General features: G+C 41.7%; 17 protein-coding genes. 11 read left to right on the plus strand and 6 right to left on the minus strand.

Annotated elements, in window-relative coordinates; genetic code table 11:
- Positions 1-19: 19 nt before the first annotated feature.
- From H7844_13920 to H7844_13940, 5 genes are all read left to right on the plus strand, one after another.
- The gene (locus tag H7844_13920) at positions 20-865 is read left to right on the plus strand and encodes a sugar nucleotide-binding protein (GenBank protein ID MEO5358377.1); all 846 of its coding nucleotides are present in this window, start codon (positions 20-22) and stop codon (positions 863-865) included.
- Positions 837-2063 carry a class I SAM-dependent methyltransferase gene (locus H7844_13925; protein MEO5358378.1) on the plus strand — a complete coding sequence of 409 codons (1227 nt, stop codon included), beginning with the start codon at positions 837-839 and terminating at the stop codon, positions 2061-2063. Before H7844_13920 ends, H7844_13925 begins: the two co-directional genes overlap by 29 nt.
- A gap of 30 nt (positions 2064-2093) precedes the next feature.
- Positions 2094-3404, plus strand: a complete 1311-nt coding sequence (locus H7844_13930) for a TIGR04372 family glycosyltransferase (GenBank protein MEO5358379.1) — start codon at positions 2094-2096, stop codon at positions 3402-3404.
- Positions 3405-3631: 227 nt separating this feature from the next.
- Positions 3632-4027 carry a UPF0175 family protein gene (locus tag H7844_13935; protein MEO5358380.1) on the plus strand — a complete coding sequence of 132 codons (396 nt, stop codon included), beginning with the start codon at positions 3632-3634 and terminating at the stop codon, positions 4025-4027.
- Positions 4028-4142: 115 nt separating this feature from the next.
- Complete coding sequence (locus tag H7844_13940) at positions 4143-4685, plus strand: hypothetical protein (protein MEO5358381.1); 543 nt, start codon at positions 4143-4145, stop codon at positions 4683-4685.
- Between the two features lie 165 nt (positions 4686-4850).
- On the opposite strand, the gene H7844_13945 is transcribed toward H7844_13940, so the two are convergent.
- From H7844_13945 to H7844_13970, 6 genes are all read right to left on the minus strand, one after another.
- Complete coding sequence (locus H7844_13945) at positions 4851-5093, minus strand: YgiT-type zinc finger protein (GenBank protein ID MEO5358382.1); 243 nt, start codon at positions 5091-5093, stop codon at positions 4851-4853.
- A gap of 79 nt (positions 5094-5172) precedes the next feature.
- Positions 5173-6078 carry a class I SAM-dependent methyltransferase gene (locus H7844_13950; GenBank protein ID MEO5358383.1) on the minus strand — a complete coding sequence of 302 codons (906 nt, stop codon included), beginning with the start codon at positions 6076-6078 and terminating at the stop codon, positions 5173-5175.
- A 62-nt stretch (positions 6079-6140) separates the two neighbouring features.
- Complete coding sequence (locus H7844_13955; GenBank protein MEO5358384.1) at positions 6141-8126, minus strand: radical SAM protein; 1986 nt, start codon at positions 8124-8126, stop codon at positions 6141-6143.
- 25 nt (positions 8127-8151) lie between these two features.
- Complete coding sequence (locus H7844_13960; GenBank protein ID MEO5358385.1) at positions 8152-10266, minus strand: hypothetical protein; 2115 nt, start codon at positions 10264-10266, stop codon at positions 8152-8154.
- Positions 10267-10547: 281 nt separating this feature from the next.
- A complete protein-coding gene (locus H7844_13965; GenBank protein ID MEO5358386.1) occupies positions 10548-10970 on the minus strand; it encodes a HEPN domain-containing protein in 423 nt (140 codons plus the stop codon).
- Positions 10954-11274, minus strand: a complete 321-nt coding sequence (locus H7844_13970; protein MEO5358387.1) for a nucleotidyltransferase domain-containing protein — start codon at positions 11272-11274, stop codon at positions 10954-10956. The genes H7844_13965 and H7844_13970 overlap by 17 nt, the downstream gene beginning before the upstream one ends.
- A gap of 469 nt (positions 11275-11743) precedes the next feature.
- On the opposite strand from H7844_13970, the gene H7844_13975 reads away from it, so the two are divergent.
- From H7844_13975 to H7844_14000, 6 genes are all read left to right on the plus strand, one after another.
- Positions 11744-12700 carry a hypothetical protein gene (locus tag H7844_13975; GenBank protein ID MEO5358388.1) on the plus strand — a complete coding sequence of 319 codons (957 nt, stop codon included), beginning with the start codon at positions 11744-11746 and terminating at the stop codon, positions 12698-12700.
- 55 nt (positions 12701-12755) lie between these two features.
- Positions 12756-13469 (plus strand): sugar phosphate nucleotidyltransferase, encoded by a 714-nt coding sequence (locus tag H7844_13980; GenBank protein MEO5358389.1) that lies wholly within the window; start codon positions 12756-12758, stop codon positions 13467-13469.
- Positions 13466-14314 (plus strand): NAD(P)-dependent oxidoreductase, encoded by an 849-nt coding sequence (locus H7844_13985; GenBank protein MEO5358390.1) that lies wholly within the window; start codon positions 13466-13468, stop codon positions 14312-14314. The genes H7844_13980 and H7844_13985 overlap by 4 nt, the downstream gene beginning before the upstream one ends.
- Positions 14307-15260 (plus strand): glycosyltransferase family 2 protein, encoded by a 954-nt coding sequence (locus tag H7844_13990; protein ID MEO5358391.1) that lies wholly within the window; start codon positions 14307-14309, stop codon positions 15258-15260. The genes H7844_13985 and H7844_13990 overlap by 8 nt, the downstream gene beginning before the upstream one ends.
- Positions 15241-16095 carry a class I SAM-dependent methyltransferase gene (locus H7844_13995; GenBank protein MEO5358392.1) on the plus strand — a complete coding sequence of 285 codons (855 nt, stop codon included), beginning with the start codon at positions 15241-15243 and terminating at the stop codon, positions 16093-16095. The genes H7844_13990 and H7844_13995 overlap by 20 nt, the downstream gene beginning before the upstream one ends.
- Positions 16096-16225: 130 nt before the next feature.
- Positions 16226-16845, plus strand: a 620-nt coding sequence (locus H7844_14000) for a hypothetical protein (GenBank protein ID MEO5358393.1), incomplete at its 3' end; no start/stop codon positions are given.

A 16845-nucleotide genomic window follows, 5' to 3' on the forward strand; every position in this document is an offset into this window, starting at 1 on the left:
AATAGGAGCCGGCGGTTTTTTGGGAAAGGCATTTCTTTCACGATACCGCGGGATTTTACCTGATACCCTCGCTTTAGCAAAAAATGCAAACACCGGAGGGCTCATACACTACAACCTTCTGGAGCCCGGCGCTTTACCATCTGAAATTACCACCGGCACTTACACCGATGCGCTTGTTCTTGCAGGTATATCCAGGATAAAAACCTGTGAAGACAACATGGAAATGACCGGAAAGGTTAACGTTACAGGGGTGCTTACCCTTATGCGGGAGCTTGTCAAAAGGCAAATTAAACCTATCTTTTTTACAACTGATTATGTCTTTGACGGTACCACAGGCTCATATACCGAAACATCCGCGTTTAATCCGCTTAATGAATACGGCAGACAGAAAGCCTTTGTAGAATCATATATGAAAAACACCTTTGACAACTATTTAATAGTGCGCCTGGGCAAGGTGTTTTCACATGAAAAAGGGGACGGAACGCTTCTGGATGAGATGGCCTCTGTTTTCTCTAAAGGTGGGACAGTCAGGGCGGCCTCAGACCAGGTTTTTTGTCCCTTGCCGGTTACTGACCTTATTGAGGTGGTTATATCTTTACAAATAAAAAATGTTGCCGGAACCATAAATGTATGTTCCTTTAAACCGTGCTCAAGATATGAGCTGGCATTGACCCTGGCTAAAGAGATGGGAATAAGCTCCGATAAGGTTGAAAAAATAACCCTTGCACAACTTAATGAAAGTTTCATCCGCCCCCTGAACACCTCCTTGCTGACAGACAGACTCAGGGGCATCTTTGAGGGCAAATTAACACCTCTGCAGGACTCTGTAAAGAGAGTTGCCGGTAACTGGAAAGACGTTTGTTAAATTAAAAAACCAACACAACACCGGCAAAACCTTGTGTCCGGCCGGGGAGAGGCTTTTTATTAAGATGAACACCAATAAGTGTATTCTGTGTGGTTGCAAGAGTTTAACGGATATTCCGTTTTCCGGTGAGCTTACCGGCGTTACCTCTGATTGCAAACCGTGGCCCTATTTTGGCCACTACGTATGGTGTGAGGCGTGCGGACATGTCCAAAAACTACTTACCGGAGGACTGCTGGATGATATTGAAGCCATTTATTCCAATTATGAAATATACTCTCTCAGTAATGGCAATGAACAGTTGATTTTTCATCAAACTACAAACAAAACACGTTCACATGAACTTTTAACACAATTAAAGGCAGACATTGAGATACCGCAAGAGGGCAGAGTGCTTGATGTCGGTTGCGGAAACGGCGCACTGCTGAAGACATTCGGCACTATGTATCCGGGGTGGAGTTTATTTGGATTTGAACAGAGTAATTTACAGGCAAAAGAGATTCCGGATGTTAAAGAGGTTTACTCCGGCTCCATAGATACAATAGAGGGCACTTATGATATTGTTACAATGATACACGTTTTAGAACATATTTTTGACCCTGTGAGTTTCCTGAGAAAACTTCATGCCGTCATGAACCCTGAAGGTATTTTGTTTATCCAGTGTCCTTTCTTTAAAAGAAATCCATTTGATCTGACAGTTGTTGACCATTGTTCTCACTTTAGCCCTGACACTCTTGCCTATGCCCTCAATGCCGCCGGTTTTAAAATACTGCTCCAGAGGGATTGGATTGCAAAGGAACTGTCGATGGTGGCTGTAAAAGCCCACAATAACAGTGCCGCCACCGCCCTTAAGCATATAAATGACAGTGCTTCCGCTGTGGAGTCTTTCTCCTGGCTTCACAGAGTTGTGCAACATGCAAGGGAAGTCTCCCGCAACGGCACATTGGGTATATTTGGTACAGCCATAGCCGGCACATGGCTGGCAAATACGATACGGGCACAAGTGCGTTTCTTTGCCGAGGAGGACCCTCTGAAGCAAGGTAAAGAACATATGGGGCTGCCCGTATTTCATCCTGACTCTATACCATGGAAAGATGCCTTAGTCTATCTGGCGTTTCCTGCAAAGACAGCCGGAGAGATTCACAAAAGACTGGTAATCTCTTATCCGCCGGTCAAGTTTATTGTACCCCCTGAAAGTTGATTGCAGGCCGGCAACAGGTCATGGACTTTATTGTTTACAAAAATTAAACTTACAGCACGGCACCTGCTTGATGTTATTGCAATAACTGCAATGTTTATTTTTTCTCTCCTTCGTCTGCTCTGTAACATTAAATCTATCCACAACGCTGAGCTTATTGTTGTTATGCCCGAGGGCGGTTTCGGCCATACGTGTATATTGCCCGATGCGATGAGACGGTTATTTAAAGGAAAGAAATTGTTATGCATATGTCTGTCATACTATAACCGCCACAACTGGAAGCTGCCGCTGATATGGAAAGATATTGTGCAGCTGTTCTTACCACTGCAGGCCGGTGTTTCTTTATTTGGGCATAAGTTTATTTCCACCAAAAGCCCTTTTTACCGCAATACGCTAATATTGACGGTGTTTAAGTTTGCACATATTGTCAATAATCACAATGCGCAAATAATGCTTTACGAGAAGTTTCTGGCTTCTTATCTTATGCCTCTTGTGCCGGAGGGCTTTAGAAAGTCCTCCTCAGAAGTTAGCAATGCAGCCCAACATCAGTGGATTGTCGCATATTATAAGATAGTCCAGGGCACGGATGTGCCTAAGGCCTCTCTGCCACACCATATCAGGGAACAGATAGCGCAAAGGCTTGATTGCGTGTGCCGGTTGAAGGGCAAAAAACTCTGTGGATTGTACCTAAGGCAAAAGGGCAGGAGTATGATGGACAATGTGACAAACACCGCCCGTGACGGCTCTGCACTTGAGGAGTACTTACCGGCTGTGGAGTTTTTAATTAAAAACGGATACCAGGTGCTGTTAACCGGGGATGTTCTCTGCCCTGAGCCGATATACAGAAGATTTAAGGGAATGCTGGCGGATTATAAGAAACTGAAATGCAATGAAAAATACTTTAATTTATTTGTATGCACGGAGGTTGATATGTTTATAGGTGAAAACGGAGGGGCAATAACGCTCCCTGCGGTTAATAAGACTCCTATACTATGTTTAAACGCCTACCCCTACGCTTTTACCACTGCATCAACCTTTTTATGGATTTATTATAAAACCCTGCGGGATACATCAGGGGATCTCATACACTACAAGGACATATTTAAAGACAGCCCTTATCTTTATGACTATCATATTCAGAGAAACTACACTCTGCACACCATAGGCGGCGATGACATACTAAAAGCCGTCAGATATTTTGTGGAGGACATTAAAAACACTCCGGCGCTGAATATTAAAGACAGGCCGATAGAAAACACCCTGCCCGATTATGTATTTCTGAAACACGTAAATGCCCGCCTCTCTCCGGCCTTTCTGGAGTTGTTTGAAAAAGATAGTGTGTGATTAATCTTTAAAGAATAATGATTTTATCCGCGTAAGATTTGTAAGCCACAGAAAAGCGGGGCCGGAGCAAAAGGCGCTCTGACATTTTTCCCAGCGGGTTTTAGCCATATCAAAAAACAAGCAGGTTTGTTTGGTCTAGCCGATTGAAAAAGAGAATTATTTTGTGTTTTTTTAGGGTATAATAAAATAGGTTCGTAAATTTATTTATTTTTTATTTTGAGGAACTAATGATTAAAAAAACTTTTACCCTTGAACTTCCAGACTCCGTACAACCAGAAAGATTGTCTTTAATAGACCAAGAATTTTTTCGTTATATTACAGCTGGTATCCTTTACATGAAAGGGATTATTTCAGGTAAAGAAGCCAGAGAAATAACCGGTTTGACCCAAAGAGAATTTGAAGAGAATATGGCTAAGTACGGTTTTGTAATTATGCCGGATACAGACAAAGATATTGAAATTGAAACTAAAACTTTACAAGATAATCAATCGTCAAAATGGGCGCTTCTGTCTCAAGAAGTCCAACAAGACGATACTTTTACCGGTCTTGGAACACAAATATTAGCCGATGTAAAAGAATTTCGAGAAAATTTTACCTTTAAACGGCTGGAACAAAGCCAGTAATTCTACCAACTCTCTTATGAAAATCGTTTTAGATTGTAATGTCCTTATTTCGGCCTCTATAAATGACGGCAAATGAGTTAAAAAACAAGGCTTTGTTGCAGGCAATACGCTCAATATGCTAAAATTAACTATGAAGCGCATAGCGATAACCATATTTATGTTGTTTTGTCTGTCAACCGTTGCCATAGCAGAGTCATCCTTCACGCAAGCGGACAGGGATCGCATGGTTAGGATTGAAGAGGGGCTGAAGGCTACAAACCAAAGGATTGAAGAGGGGCTGAAGACTACAAACCAAAGGATTGAGGAGGGGCTAAAGGCTACAAACCAAAGGATTGAGGAGGGGCTGAAGGCTACAAGCCAAAGGATTGAAGAGGGGCTGAAGGCTACAAACCAAAGGATTGACGATATAAACAGAAGATTAGACCAGATGACAACTTTCATGCTTTGGGGCTTTGGAATACTGTTTGGACTATTTTTTAGCGGCATGGGATTTTTAATTGGATTTGTATTATGGGACAGGCGGAGTGCACTTGCCCCCGCCATACAAAAAACTAAAGAAGTCGAACAACGGGCTGAATTGCTTGAAAAAGCCCTTAAAGAAGCATCTATTACAAACCCCGCCATCAAAGAGGCTCTTAAACACGTCGGGATATTATAATCAGAACATTGTTTAATAAGCCAAGGGAGTAGATACCCCGAAATCCGAATTTTTTAAAAATTTTACTTGACATCACGGTTGCTTTAGGGGAGACGTCAAGGAGCTTTCGACAATGCCAACAAAGTTAATCGAATGACTGCAACTTGGTATCAAACCTGTATTGGTTCAGCGAAACTCCTCAACCGGTACTCTGATTTCATGTTGACATTTTTTGCCTGAAAGATAAATGTCCTCGAAATCCTTTTCTATCTTTCTTAATGTTTCTGCTTTAAAATACTGTTCACCACAGTATAGACATTCCTCACATGGTACATTGTTTATAATAAGGAAACGTTCATTATGCTTGTAAATGTACTGAACCTTCTTCTCTCTGAGATGTACATTACCACAAAAAACACAGATATTCATTCAATACCTCTTTCATAAGGAGAAAGCAACACCTCCGGCTAATACCAAACAAGCAAACTCGTTTGTCTTTTTAATGAGTCTAAAATCCGCTGCCCAGGTATTGGTAGTGGTCTGAGAGCAGTGGCAGTGTCACGTTGCCGTAGTAAAAATCCGGTTTTAAAAGGGGGCGGGGTGTTGCGCAAAAGTCCTCGTATCTCGCCCTCCAGTCCGTGTCTGAGGGGCGAAGGTAGTGGCTCTGTATGGGGATGGTGTCGCTTGTGCTGTGCCGCCCCTTCTGTGCCACAACAATCAACAACATCAGGCCATCTACGGACCGGCAGCCCTCTATATAGTTGTAGTCCTGTGTTCTGGTAAAGTACGGGCGCCAGAGGAAAAGGTCGGCGTCAAATATCTTCCTTCCGATGTCTTTGTAAGGCTCACGGGCAACCACCACATAAACCTTGCAATCATAAAAATTGTTTATCGCATAGTAGCTGAAAAACCATTCGGGGGAAAAAGTAAGATAGTATCCGGCCATTGCCGTAGCAGACTCGGCGTGCACTATCCTGCCGTTAGGGCTAAGCATTTTTGCCGTGTTTTTTATACACGTAACGGGGTCAAACATGTTATCCATGCAGCCGCCGTTATATATAAAATCATACTTACCGTGATAGTCCTGTGGAATCGGGGTATTCATGTCATGAATAATATCTGCGCCCTCATAGCCGGATATATCCAGGCAATTATATTGACAGCCGGAAAAGGAGGCGATTAAAGCATCATCCGTGATTTCCCCTGTGCTGCGGCGGGTTGAATTGTCTATATATTTATTGCTGCTATAAATACTCTGAAGAGTCTCCGTGGGGATTTTATATTTATTGAACAAATCCGTTAAAACATTTTTCGGCGTATATACCGTACTTCTGCCTATCGCTAAAAACTGCCCCGTTATTGGACTAAAAGCATGCTCATTTAACAGAGCACTTATTATCTGTTTTGACCCCATTTTTATCTCCCGTAAAAATTCACTTTATAACGTAAAGGCACATCATACCATAACTAAGAATATCACACAACCGCACTGCAGCCGTAAATATAGGCCCCTCGCTTACTCCCATACCAGATGACCTCCTTGCACCACTGCTGCCATGAGGCCCACGTGTTGGTTGTCCTGTCTATGCGGTAAGTGCTCAATTTTTTCTCAAAGGGAACATGCTGCCCTGTAACAACGGCTCTGTAAAAGTCATATATATTGTGTGAGAGTGTAATATCAATATTCTCAGTCTTAAAGGGCAGCTTTATAAGGTGTCTGTTTAATATTATGGCCTCTTCTATGGGCACTTCAAAGTGTCCGGCACCTTTTTCATAAAGAATTCTGAAAAGCACTTCTTTGCACTCCCCGTAGAAATCATCAAGTTTGTTTTCCGTGCAGAGTTCTATTATTGCCAGCTCCTCAACCGCCCACCAAATGTTTAACCATTCTTTTGACCCTATAAACTCATACGCGCCACCGCCTTGTATTTCATGCGCTTTTTTGACAAATGAACCATATACACCGCAAAGAAGCCGGAAACCGCTGCATTGTGCTATAAAGCTCTCTATAATGTCATTGTATCTGAGGCCATAGAGCTTATTGACTATTACAAGGGGAATTTGCAGAAGTTTGTCAAAAAACAAAAACCTAACCATCCAGATAAATATTTTAGCTTTAATGTAATCCGCCCCCGGCATAGTGTTTGTAGCAACAACCAGTTGTTGAACCTCGGTGACCTCATCCTCAAATATTGAAATGTGGAGACTTGAGGCCTTTATTTCAACAATCTCCATGCCAAATGTTTTTTGATATTCAGGGTCGGCCATGTCGGCGTTAGTGAGAATGCTCAGATTGGAAAATGTTATACTGTTGTACTGGCCGTTTTCGATAATCGTCGAGACACCCTCCGTGAAGCTCTCGTAGGTTTCCCCGGGCAAGGGAATAATGAGATCGGTAAATGTCTCTATCCTCTCCCGGCTGAATCTGCGCTGAAGCTCAAGAAATGTCTCGTTGGATATGTTTGAGCGTTTAATGAACTTCAGGGTGTCCTCGTTGAGTGACTGCATGGCAAGGTAAACCCCTTTGCTCATTTTTGCACCGGCCATGATTTTATGTATATTATAAATACGCTCGGTGGTGTTTTTAGTGTTGGACATAGAGAAGTCCTCAGGGTATCCGTGCTTTATTTTGTTTTCCGCCAGGTATTTAACAATTTCCATATCCCTGGGGAGAATCCCGAAGTTGGAATCACAACAAATTAAGTACCTTATCCGGTGCCGGCTCACCCAATCCATTTCCCTGTAAAGACGCTCCGTGCCGAATTGATTCAATCTCCGTTTTGTAGCACTCCAGTCACAGTATGCACATGTAAAGGGGCAGCCACGGTTGGTCTCCCAAAGCACCAGCCACTTATCCTCAAGATTTGCCTCCATAAGAGGCTCAAAAACACCCTCAAGGTAGGGAGATGGAATCTCATCAAGATCAATTATTCTCCGCCCCTCAGGAGTGTGGACAAAGTTATTATCTTTGTCGATAAAGCTTACAGAGGGCACATCCACCCATGTTTTTTTGTGGAAAGATTCTAACACAGCAAGAACCACCCTCTCACCCTCACCGTGGCAGGCAATATCTATCTGAGGGTTGGTTCTCAAAAAGGCCTCTGTGTTTCTCACCGGTATCTGAGGCCCCCCAAAGACGGTGATTATTTCCTCTGCTTTTATTTGTTTCAGCCTTCTTGCTATTTCAAAAGAGATGTTTCTGTTCCATACATAGGTGCTGAAAAAAACTATGTCCGTCTCCAGCAGGTATTCCACAGCACTGTCCACAGGAAGCCTTTTATATATGGGCAAAAGGAACTTGAAATCATCCGGCCTCTTCAGATATTTCATAGCATAGGCCTGAAGGAGCCCCACTGAGTACGGAATATGGTATTCATTGCCGTAATTAAAATTTATCTGTACCAGGCCCACCTTCACAGGGCTGTTAATCAGTTTTGCAGTATCAATTTTCTGTTTTGTCAAATCAGTTTTCCTCTCTAAAAAATAATCAGAACTCCTTATTGAAATCCACAACCACTGTTGTGACAGGTTCTCCGTAATAAGTCTCTTCAGTGTTGTAACCCATTGTTGTATCCCTGGGAAGGAGTTTAATATAGAGCCGTTTGTTGTCCTTTAAAAAACCCTCCGGCACAGGAAGACTAACCATTATATACTCATTATTGAAAAACCATGTGTCTATTGGAAAACTTGTACACTCATTGTCCATATTATTAGGAGTCAAACACTTTTCAACAACGGCATAATTACTTATAACACGGCCTATTGTCTCCTTTGCTGAAACACTCAACAGGGGGATTATTCCGTATTGGAATTCATTTGTAATTATCTGATTTTTCCCGTAGTAGCCGGTTAAATGTATCTCGTTCTTTGAATACACGGCAGCCGTCAAATTAAAAACTCCCGTATCCCCTGTGGTTGAAACAATCCTGCCGGCTACTCCGTTGCCTTCCATAGCCTTTAGTTTGCCGATAATTTGGAGTTTCTCAGTGGTTGATAAGCGGTTAAACAGATATGAATATCTGTGCTGCATCTGTAGTATATCCTGAAGCGGATTGCTGTGTAATAATTTTTCAGCATTTGAGATATTCAGACGATAGCGCAACACCGTCCAGGACACCACAAGCAAAGAAAATACAATGACGGCAATAAACAGTAATTTAAGAGTTTTATAAATTTTACTAAAAAACTCTTTATCGTTTGATCTGTAAAGAGAGCGGTAGCTACCCCCGGAGTAAACAACAACAGCAGGGATAAAAATAAAAAACATTGAAATAAGCAGCCCGTTTATAGTATCAATGTACTGTGGAAACGTTAAAATTTTAACAACCAGCACACCTGCCGTTATTCCAGCAAAGCCCCCTGTCAACAGCAGCAGGCGCTCAGAGCCGTGCACAAACAACACAAAAAACAAAATTACCGGCAATACAACAATAGATGCCTTGTATAACCACACAAGGTATTTATTATTATATGTGGCTCCGACGATATAACTTGAATAGAAATTAGTAACATTACCCAACATAATATTATGCAGCAGTGATAACTTAGCTCCGATACTCTTTAATAAGACATCAGGGGATTCAACTACGGTTTTAACCCATTGTCCCATAATAAATTTCTGATATACCGGGTGGTTATCATTAAAGGCGGAGCTGCCCTGATAAAGACAACGAAGCTGCCCTGTGTAATCACTATAGGAAATGAAATAAGGGTTTGGAGCAAAGCACATTGCCACATACAGAGGGTGCCCTATCCCATGAGAAGTGACCTCTGCACTGAGAAAAGTTGTTTTACTTTTGTATGCGTTGTAGAATTTTATTGTACTTCTGATAAGTACATTCATACAGATAATGATTACTATGATTATAGTAATACTTTTTGCAAGAGGCAAAAATGTTTTCTTATGGTTTGCCGGCTTATAAAAGATAGACAGAACAACCGGAAAGTATGAACAAAGAACTAATGACACAAACATCATCACGCTGACACTGATTACTTCCTGTCTGAAAAACGGATAATATGATATAACAAAAGCCATACCTCCGGTATATATCCATGAGGTAAGCGTATTTTTCAGATTCAGTACAGCGGCTAAAAACAATGTACAGATGATTGGAAAATATACCGCCATGAGTCTGCCCCACTCAATGTTCATTTCACTCAAGGGCAGAAACTGCGTCAGAGTGAAATAAAGAGCACCGAGACCTCCAACAGAGACTGCAAAGGGAACAGGTGGCAGCAGAAAGAGAAAAGCCAGAAAAACAAAAAACAAAAACCACACCATAACTCTGGTTTTTTTGGCATATAAGCATCCGGTAAAAGCATTATATACGTTGTTGTCAGGGGTTTTCATGAGTTTTGTCATAACTTTACAAAACACGGCCGCCATGTACATGTCACCTTTGTCAACCGACCTCATATATCTGTGGGTATTAGGCACATTTATTCCGTCAATTACTATGCTGTTGAGGTGCGGCTGACACTGCTGGTAGTATAAAACGGAAGCAAACATAAAAAACATAACCGCTCTTATTAAAATATTATAACCCGGTAACTCATAAGGGGTAAACTTAAAAAACAGCAGTTTAGTTAAATTAAACATTTAAGTAACAGCCCCACGTTTTTCTTAAAACTCCGCACAGGGGGAACACGGCGGCATTAACGGCTAAGTATCTGTGCTGCATAACCCAGATTTAAATCCTCCCAAAACAGTGGGTTATTATATCAAAAAGGCAGTCTGATGTCAATACGGAAGCAAACTGAGCAGCAATTCTCTGTGAGGCTTAAAAAGCATTGAAGCAAATAGTGTAGGCAACGGGGAGGGCCGTGGGGAAAGAACCCCAATCTGGGAAAAGCATGTATTTAATACCAATACGGTTTTGTCTATATCGGAATGTTTAGCATTCCCTCAAGCTGTTTCAAAACAAACGCTTTCACTGTCTTTGCAAGTATTATAGCCTCTGCGGCATCTTCTTTGGGGATATCATAATAGACCCCATCAGGGTAACGCACCGCAACCCCATAACTTGAGAGTATTTCTGCTATGTCTCCGAGCTCTGTTTCTATGGCAGGGGCAACTTGTTTGCAGAGTCCAACCAGATTCTCAATCGAATGTGTCCTGGGGAATTCTATCTGGTGGTATGTGAGAAACCCCTTCAGATATTTTTCAGCGCACTGTTCAGCGTGAAAGCAGACAGTATCACATGGCGGATTGGACATTGTCATTGTGTACCCGGCGTTAATAAGATCATTTTCTGCCTTTCGGAACCAGCTTATTACAATATCAATCTTATCCGCTTCGTTCATATATCACCCTCCCGTAATGGACGGCAGGGTAAACTATCGTGCCAGTCACATCCTTATACCGCCAATACTCATCAGGAGTCTTCACAATAATGTCCTTTGGCACAGATATATCGCGCAGGAGTTTCCTCAAAGGGACAGCTCTTTTATGAGGCATTTCAACCGTGTCCATGATAACCATAATATCCAGATCGCTCTGTGTAGTCGGCGCTCCATAAGCATAGGAGCCAAACAGGATTATCTTTTCAGGACTGCAAAAAGAGGCTATCCTTTGGACAATCTCATTAATGGTTTCATTTATATTCATGGCAATTCTTACACATTTAGCTCTCCATCTCTATCTTATGCTGTCGTCAGCTTTGTCAAAGGGATGTCCCCCGGGCAGTTGAAATCCAAGAAGTCTCCTATCACCTGCTCCTATACTATGCTACCTCACCAAATTTTATCAAGTCATTTTTTGTGATATCTCTTTTCAATGCTAATAAGAGTTTTGTGATATCTCTATAACCCCGAACTCTCTTAAACCTTTTTTCTGCTTCTAATACCAAGTCGCATTCAATCGCCTAACTTTGTTGGCATCGGCTAAAGCTCCTCACCGTCTCCCCTAAAGCAGTGGGAATGAAAAAAGTCCTCGTGCTTTAAGTGTCTCAGATGATATAAAATATCAAAAGCAGGAGGACTATATTATGATACAGGCAGGGCGGAAACTATACAGAATTTTATTTTCAATATTCATTTTAGTGCTTTAATTTACCCAAATGTTATAATAGCACCAAATGCCTAAACGCTATGACAAAGTTATAAAGGAGATACTGAAGGATGTCGTAGATACCCTAATTACAGAGGTAATCGGGTTAAAAATAATTAAATCCACGGCAATAGAAACTAAACTTCAAATAACGAATGAGCGTGAGGCTGATTTTATTTTACTTGTGGAATTTGAGGATGGTTCTAAGTCCATTTTACATATTGAATTTCAGGCAACGAACTACTCTAAAATGGAGTATCGGGAGTTGGAGTACTGGACATATATAACGGTAGTTCATGGAATACAACCGATACAATATGTGTTTTACATAGGCAACGAACCGCTAACGATGAAAAACACCATACAAACTGATACTCTGAACTACAGGTATAACCTAATCGATATGCGCAATGTTGATTGCGAAAAATTCTTGTACTCGGACAAACCTCAAGAGGTAATTATATCTATTTTGTGCAATTATCAGAAGAAAGGTGTTAAAATATTTATACGAGAAATATTAAACCGGCTAAATGAACTTGTGAAGGAAGAAACGCTTCGTGCAAAGTACATAAGGCAGGTAGAGGTGCTATCACAATTAAGAGATTTACAGGATGATTTATGTGAGGAGGCTGAAAGTATGGCTTTGATATATAATTTAGAAAAAGATGTGAGATTTAAACAAGGACGACAACGGGGATTGTTTGAGGGTCAACAGAAAGGGTTGTTTGAGGGTAAGCGGGAAGGGTTACTTGAGGGTAAGCGGGAAGGGTTACTTGAGGGGCAACTGAGAGGTAAGCGGGAAGGGTTACTTGAGGGTATTGAAGGAATGCTTGAACTCAAATTTGGATATGCCGGACTTGATATGATGAATATGGTTAAGGCTATAAATACTATAGACAAATTAGAAGACATCAAGAATTTTATCAAGAAAGCCCGATCCGTGGATGAGTTGAAGGAGTTTTTGACAAATGGAAGCTCTTATTAAATGAATAATTAAATGAAGGTCCAAAAGAGATGGAATTAACCACAAGGGAGTTGTAGTGTCTAAGCGGGCTGTTATTTTAGCCGGAGGTCAAGGCAAACGGTTAAAACCCTACACAGTGGTGCTCCCCAAGCCTCTTATGCCCATAGACCAATACCCAATCCTTGAAATAGTTATCAAGCAGCTTGCAAAGAGTGGATTTACGCACATCACAATGGCTGTAAATCATATGGCTGAAATAATAAAGGCGTTCTTTGGTGACGGCTCAAAATGGAAAGTAAAAATAGACTACTCAATGGAGGACAAACCGCTAAGTACCATGGGGCCTCTGAAACTGATTAAAGATTTACCTGAAAACTTCTTAGTGATGAACGGAGATATTCTTACCACATTCAATTACGCCCTGTTTTATGACTTTCATATTCAGAAAAACAGTCTTTTTACCATAGCGGCCACAAGCAGGGTGCAGGAGACAGAGTACGGTGTTTTAGAGGTGGACGGCTCAGGGAGACTCTGCGGATTTAGAGAAAAACCATCGGTTACATATAATGTCAGCATGGGAATTTACATGGCAAACAGGAGTATTTTAGACTATATCCCTGTGGGCACTCCGTATGGTTTTGATAATCTTATGTTTGATTTTTTAAGACACGGTTTAACGGTTAACATAAGGATGTTTGACGGGCATTGGTTTGACATTGGCAGGCCTGATGATTACTATCAGGCGGTGGAGGCTTTCAGCAGCATAAGAAATGAAATTCTCGGTGCATGAAACACAATATCCTTGTTACAGGCTCCAGCGGCTTTATAGGTAAACGGCTGACGGCAAGGCTGCTGTCGGAAGGATACGAGCTCTCCGTATTTAACCGCAACTGCGGGGATATCTCATCAAAGGATATAATTAAATTTGAACACATAGAGCACGTCTTACACCTTGCGGCAAAGACCTTTGTGCCGGAGAGCTGGAAAGAACCCTATGGCTTTTACAACACCAATGTGATGGGAACACACAATGTGCTGGAGTTTTGCAGAAAACACGGCTGCAGCATGACCTTTGTCAGCTCCTACATTTACGGAATTCCAAAGGAACTGCCGGTAAATGAACAGCATCCGGTAAATCCCGGAAATCCCTACAGCCACAGCAAGTACATGGCCGAGGAGCTGTGCAGATTTTATGCGGATAATTTTAAAATTAAAGTTACTATAATTCGTCCCTTTAATATTTACGGACCCGGGCAGAATGACTCCTTTTTAATCCCCGCCATAATAAAGCAAGCCGTTGATACATCCACCGGCACGATAGAGGTCATGGACTTACCGCCCAGAAGGGATTTCCTGTATGTGGAGGATTTTGTTGACGCCCTTATGTTGACAATTAATAATAATACATCTTCCGTGTATAATGTCGGGGCCGGTTACTCACTAAGTGTGGCTGAAGTAATACGAACAATTTTAAAAACTTTGAATACGGACAAAAAAATAGTTTCAACTAATGTTACCAGAGAAAATGAGATTAACGACGTAGTGGCGGATATAGCAAAAATACAAAATGAATTGAACTGGGCTCCACGGTATTCTTTCGATGAGGGGATAGCGGAAACTATAAAAAATGCTTAAGAAAGTAAACATAATAGCCCCTGTGTATAATGAGGAGGCAGTCATTTCAGATTTCAATGAGACGTTGTTTTCAGTGCTTGATTCAATGACAGACAAGTATCGTTTTGAGGTAATATATGTTTTAGACAGATGTACCGACAACACGCTTACCATAGTGCAGGAGTTGTCGGAGCAAAATGAAAACATCCGGGTAGTATTGCTTTCGAGCCGCTTCGGCCACCAGATGTCACTTGTTGCCGGCATGGACAGATGTGACGGCGATGCGGTTATAATGATGGACTCAGACCTTCAACATCCCCCTGCACTCTTACCGGTTCTGCTGGATAAGTACGAGGAGGGATATGACATCGTGCACACAAACCGGGTAAGCGTTGAGAACATATCTTTCGTAAAGCGCTTCACATCGGAGGTGTTTTATAGATTCTTAAATTATATATCATCGGTGAAAATGGGGGAAAATTCGGCTGATTTCAGACTGATTTCAAATAAAGTGCTAACTGTTTTTCAAACTCAGATCAGGGAACATAACCAGTTTTTGAGGGGGCTGTTTCATTGGGTGGGTTTTAAAGATACGGTGGTAAATTTTAACGCCTCCGATAGGACAAAGGGCAGGAGCAAGTACAACTTTCTGAGGTTGATAGCATTTGCAATAGACGGGATAGTGTCATTTTCAAAGGCCCCCCTGAAGTTGTCGGTATTTATAGGGTTTATTTTGTCGCTGAGCAGTTTTCTTCACGGCATATTTACGATAATACTATTTTTCATAAACAAACAACTCCCCTCGGGGTGGACAACACTGGTGGTGCTTATCTCATTTATCGGCGGGCTGCAGTTGATTTTTATGGGGATAATCGGGGAATACATAGCCGGTATTTTTGATGAAGTGAAAAGAAGGCCGCTATATATTGTTGAAAAAGAGTATGGGCATGACAAGCGCCACGGATAAAACCTGTCCGGTTTGTAACGGGGTTTATGGGCTCTGCACTTTAAAGGGGCTCCTTAAGTGTGCAAGCTGTGGTTTTATCACCGCCGATTTAAACCTTAGTGATTATGATTTCAAAGCACTCTACGGACCGGATTACTTTCATGGAAACGAATACGTAAACTACACATTGGAAAAGAGAACTATCCAGAAGAACTTCCGCCTGCGGCTGGAGCTGCTGTTAAAATATGTTGAACACAGTGACAGGAAAAGCCTGTTTGAAATCGGCTCTGCATACGGGTATTTTCTTGAGCCGGCGCAGGGTAAGTTTAAATCGGTGGCCGGAATTGATATATCTGAGGATGCAGTGAGACACTGCAGGGAGCATTACGGCTACAATGTTGCTTCAGGCGATTTTTTGGACTATCAAATGAAAACCGGCTATGATGTGTTTTGCATGTGGGATACTATCGAGCACATGAGTGAACCGTGGAAAGCCATAGAGAAAATCTCCACACACATATCCCCTGAGGGAGTGCTTGCAATAACCACCTCAGACATAGAAAGCGTCAACGCCAAATTACGCGGCAACAGCTGGCGGCAAATTCACCCGCCCACACACCTGCACTACTTCAGCGCTAAAACCTTAACACGGCTGTTACAAAGGCACGGCTTTACCACTGTCTATGTTGGATACCCGGGTTATTACAGAAGCCTTGACATGTTGTTTTACAAGACTCTGACGGCAAAACACAAGCTGCACAGTCTCTACAATTTAATTAAACACACCGGCCTGCAAAATCTCGATTTTTACCTTAACCTCTATGACATTATATATGTGATAGCTAAAAAACAGTAATACCAAATTGCATTCAATCGTCTAACTTCGTTGGTTTCGTCAAAAGCTCCTGGGCGTCTCCCCTGTACTTGAACGTTGTTTTCTGATTGTATTATACTGTAATATAATGTCCGGGCCGTTTGACAGAATTATGAAAGAAAGCCTCCTTGGGGGGCTCTATATAATTATTTCCTCGATTTTAAACATAAACGCTAAGAGCATTACGCCTCTTAAGACAAAGATGCAGATAACGGACGAGAGGGAAGCTGATTTTGTTCTATTGATAGAGGAATATGACGGCACAAGATATATACTTCATCTTGAATTCCAGAGTACCAACGACTACGATATCATCTTCAGAATGCTCAGATACAGGCTCTATATTACTCAAATAGAAAAGCTGCCGGTAATACAATATTTAATTTACGTAGGTAATGAACCGCTAAGAATGTCAAACACCCTGTCTGAACCGGGTATGTCCTATAGTTTTAACATAATAGATTTTAAAAACATAGACTGTGAGAAGTTTATAAACTCAAAGACGCCTGAGGAGATAGTGCTATCAATACTCTGTGATTTTAAATCAAAAGATGTTAAAATATGCTTAAGGGCAATGCTTCAGGGGATAAAGGACACGGTGGTGGAGGAGACAAAACGGCTGAAGTATGTAAGGCAGTTGGAGGTGCTGTCTCAATTACGGAATTTACAAGAACAACTGGATAAGGAGGTAAGCGAAATGGCATTAGTGTATGATATAGAACGTGACATGAG

This window comes from Nitrospirae bacterium YQR-1, assembly GCA_039908095.1.
Classification (GTDB): Bacteria; Nitrospirota; Thermodesulfovibrionia; order Thermodesulfovibrionales; family Magnetobacteriaceae; genus Magnetomonas.

Excerpts from the sequence above, each read along its gene's own strand:
- H7844_13975 (MEO5358388.1), top strand. The coding sequence starts at position 11,744 with ATGCCTAAACGCTATGACAAAGTTATAAAGGAGATACTGAAGGATGTC.
- H7844_13990 (MEO5358391.1), top strand. The coding sequence starts at position 14,307 with ATGCTTAAGAAAGTAAACATAATAGCCCCTGTGTATAATGAGGAGGCA.
- H7844_13950 (MEO5358383.1), bottom strand. The coding sequence starts at position 6,078 with ATGGGGTCAAAACAGATAATAAGTGCTCTGTTAAATGAGCATGCTTTT.
- H7844_13945 (MEO5358382.1), bottom strand. The coding sequence starts at position 5,093 with ATGAATATCTGTGTTTTTTGTGGTAATGTACATCTCAGAGAGAAGAAG.
- H7844_13965 (MEO5358386.1), bottom strand. The coding sequence starts at position 10,970 with ATGAACGAAGCGGATAAGATTGATATTGTAATAAGCTGGTTCCGAAAG.
- H7844_13960 (MEO5358385.1), bottom strand. The coding sequence starts at position 10,266 with ATGTTTAATTTAACTAAACTGCTGTTTTTTAAGTTTACCCCTTATGAG.
- H7844_13985 (MEO5358390.1), top strand. The coding sequence starts at position 13,466 with ATGAAACACAATATCCTTGTTACAGGCTCCAGCGGCTTTATAGGTAAA.
- H7844_13995 (MEO5358392.1), top strand. The coding sequence starts at position 15,241 with ATGACAAGCGCCACGGATAAAACCTGTCCGGTTTGTAACGGGGTTTAT.
- H7844_13970 (MEO5358387.1), bottom strand. The coding sequence starts at position 11,274 with ATGAATATAAATGAAACCATTAATGAGATTGTCCAAAGGATAGCCTCT.
- H7844_13940 (MEO5358381.1), top strand. The coding sequence starts at position 4,143 with ATGCTAAAATTAACTATGAAGCGCATAGCGATAACCATATTTATGTTG.
- H7844_13935 (MEO5358380.1), top strand. The coding sequence starts at position 3,632 with ATGATTAAAAAAACTTTTACCCTTGAACTTCCAGACTCCGTACAACCA.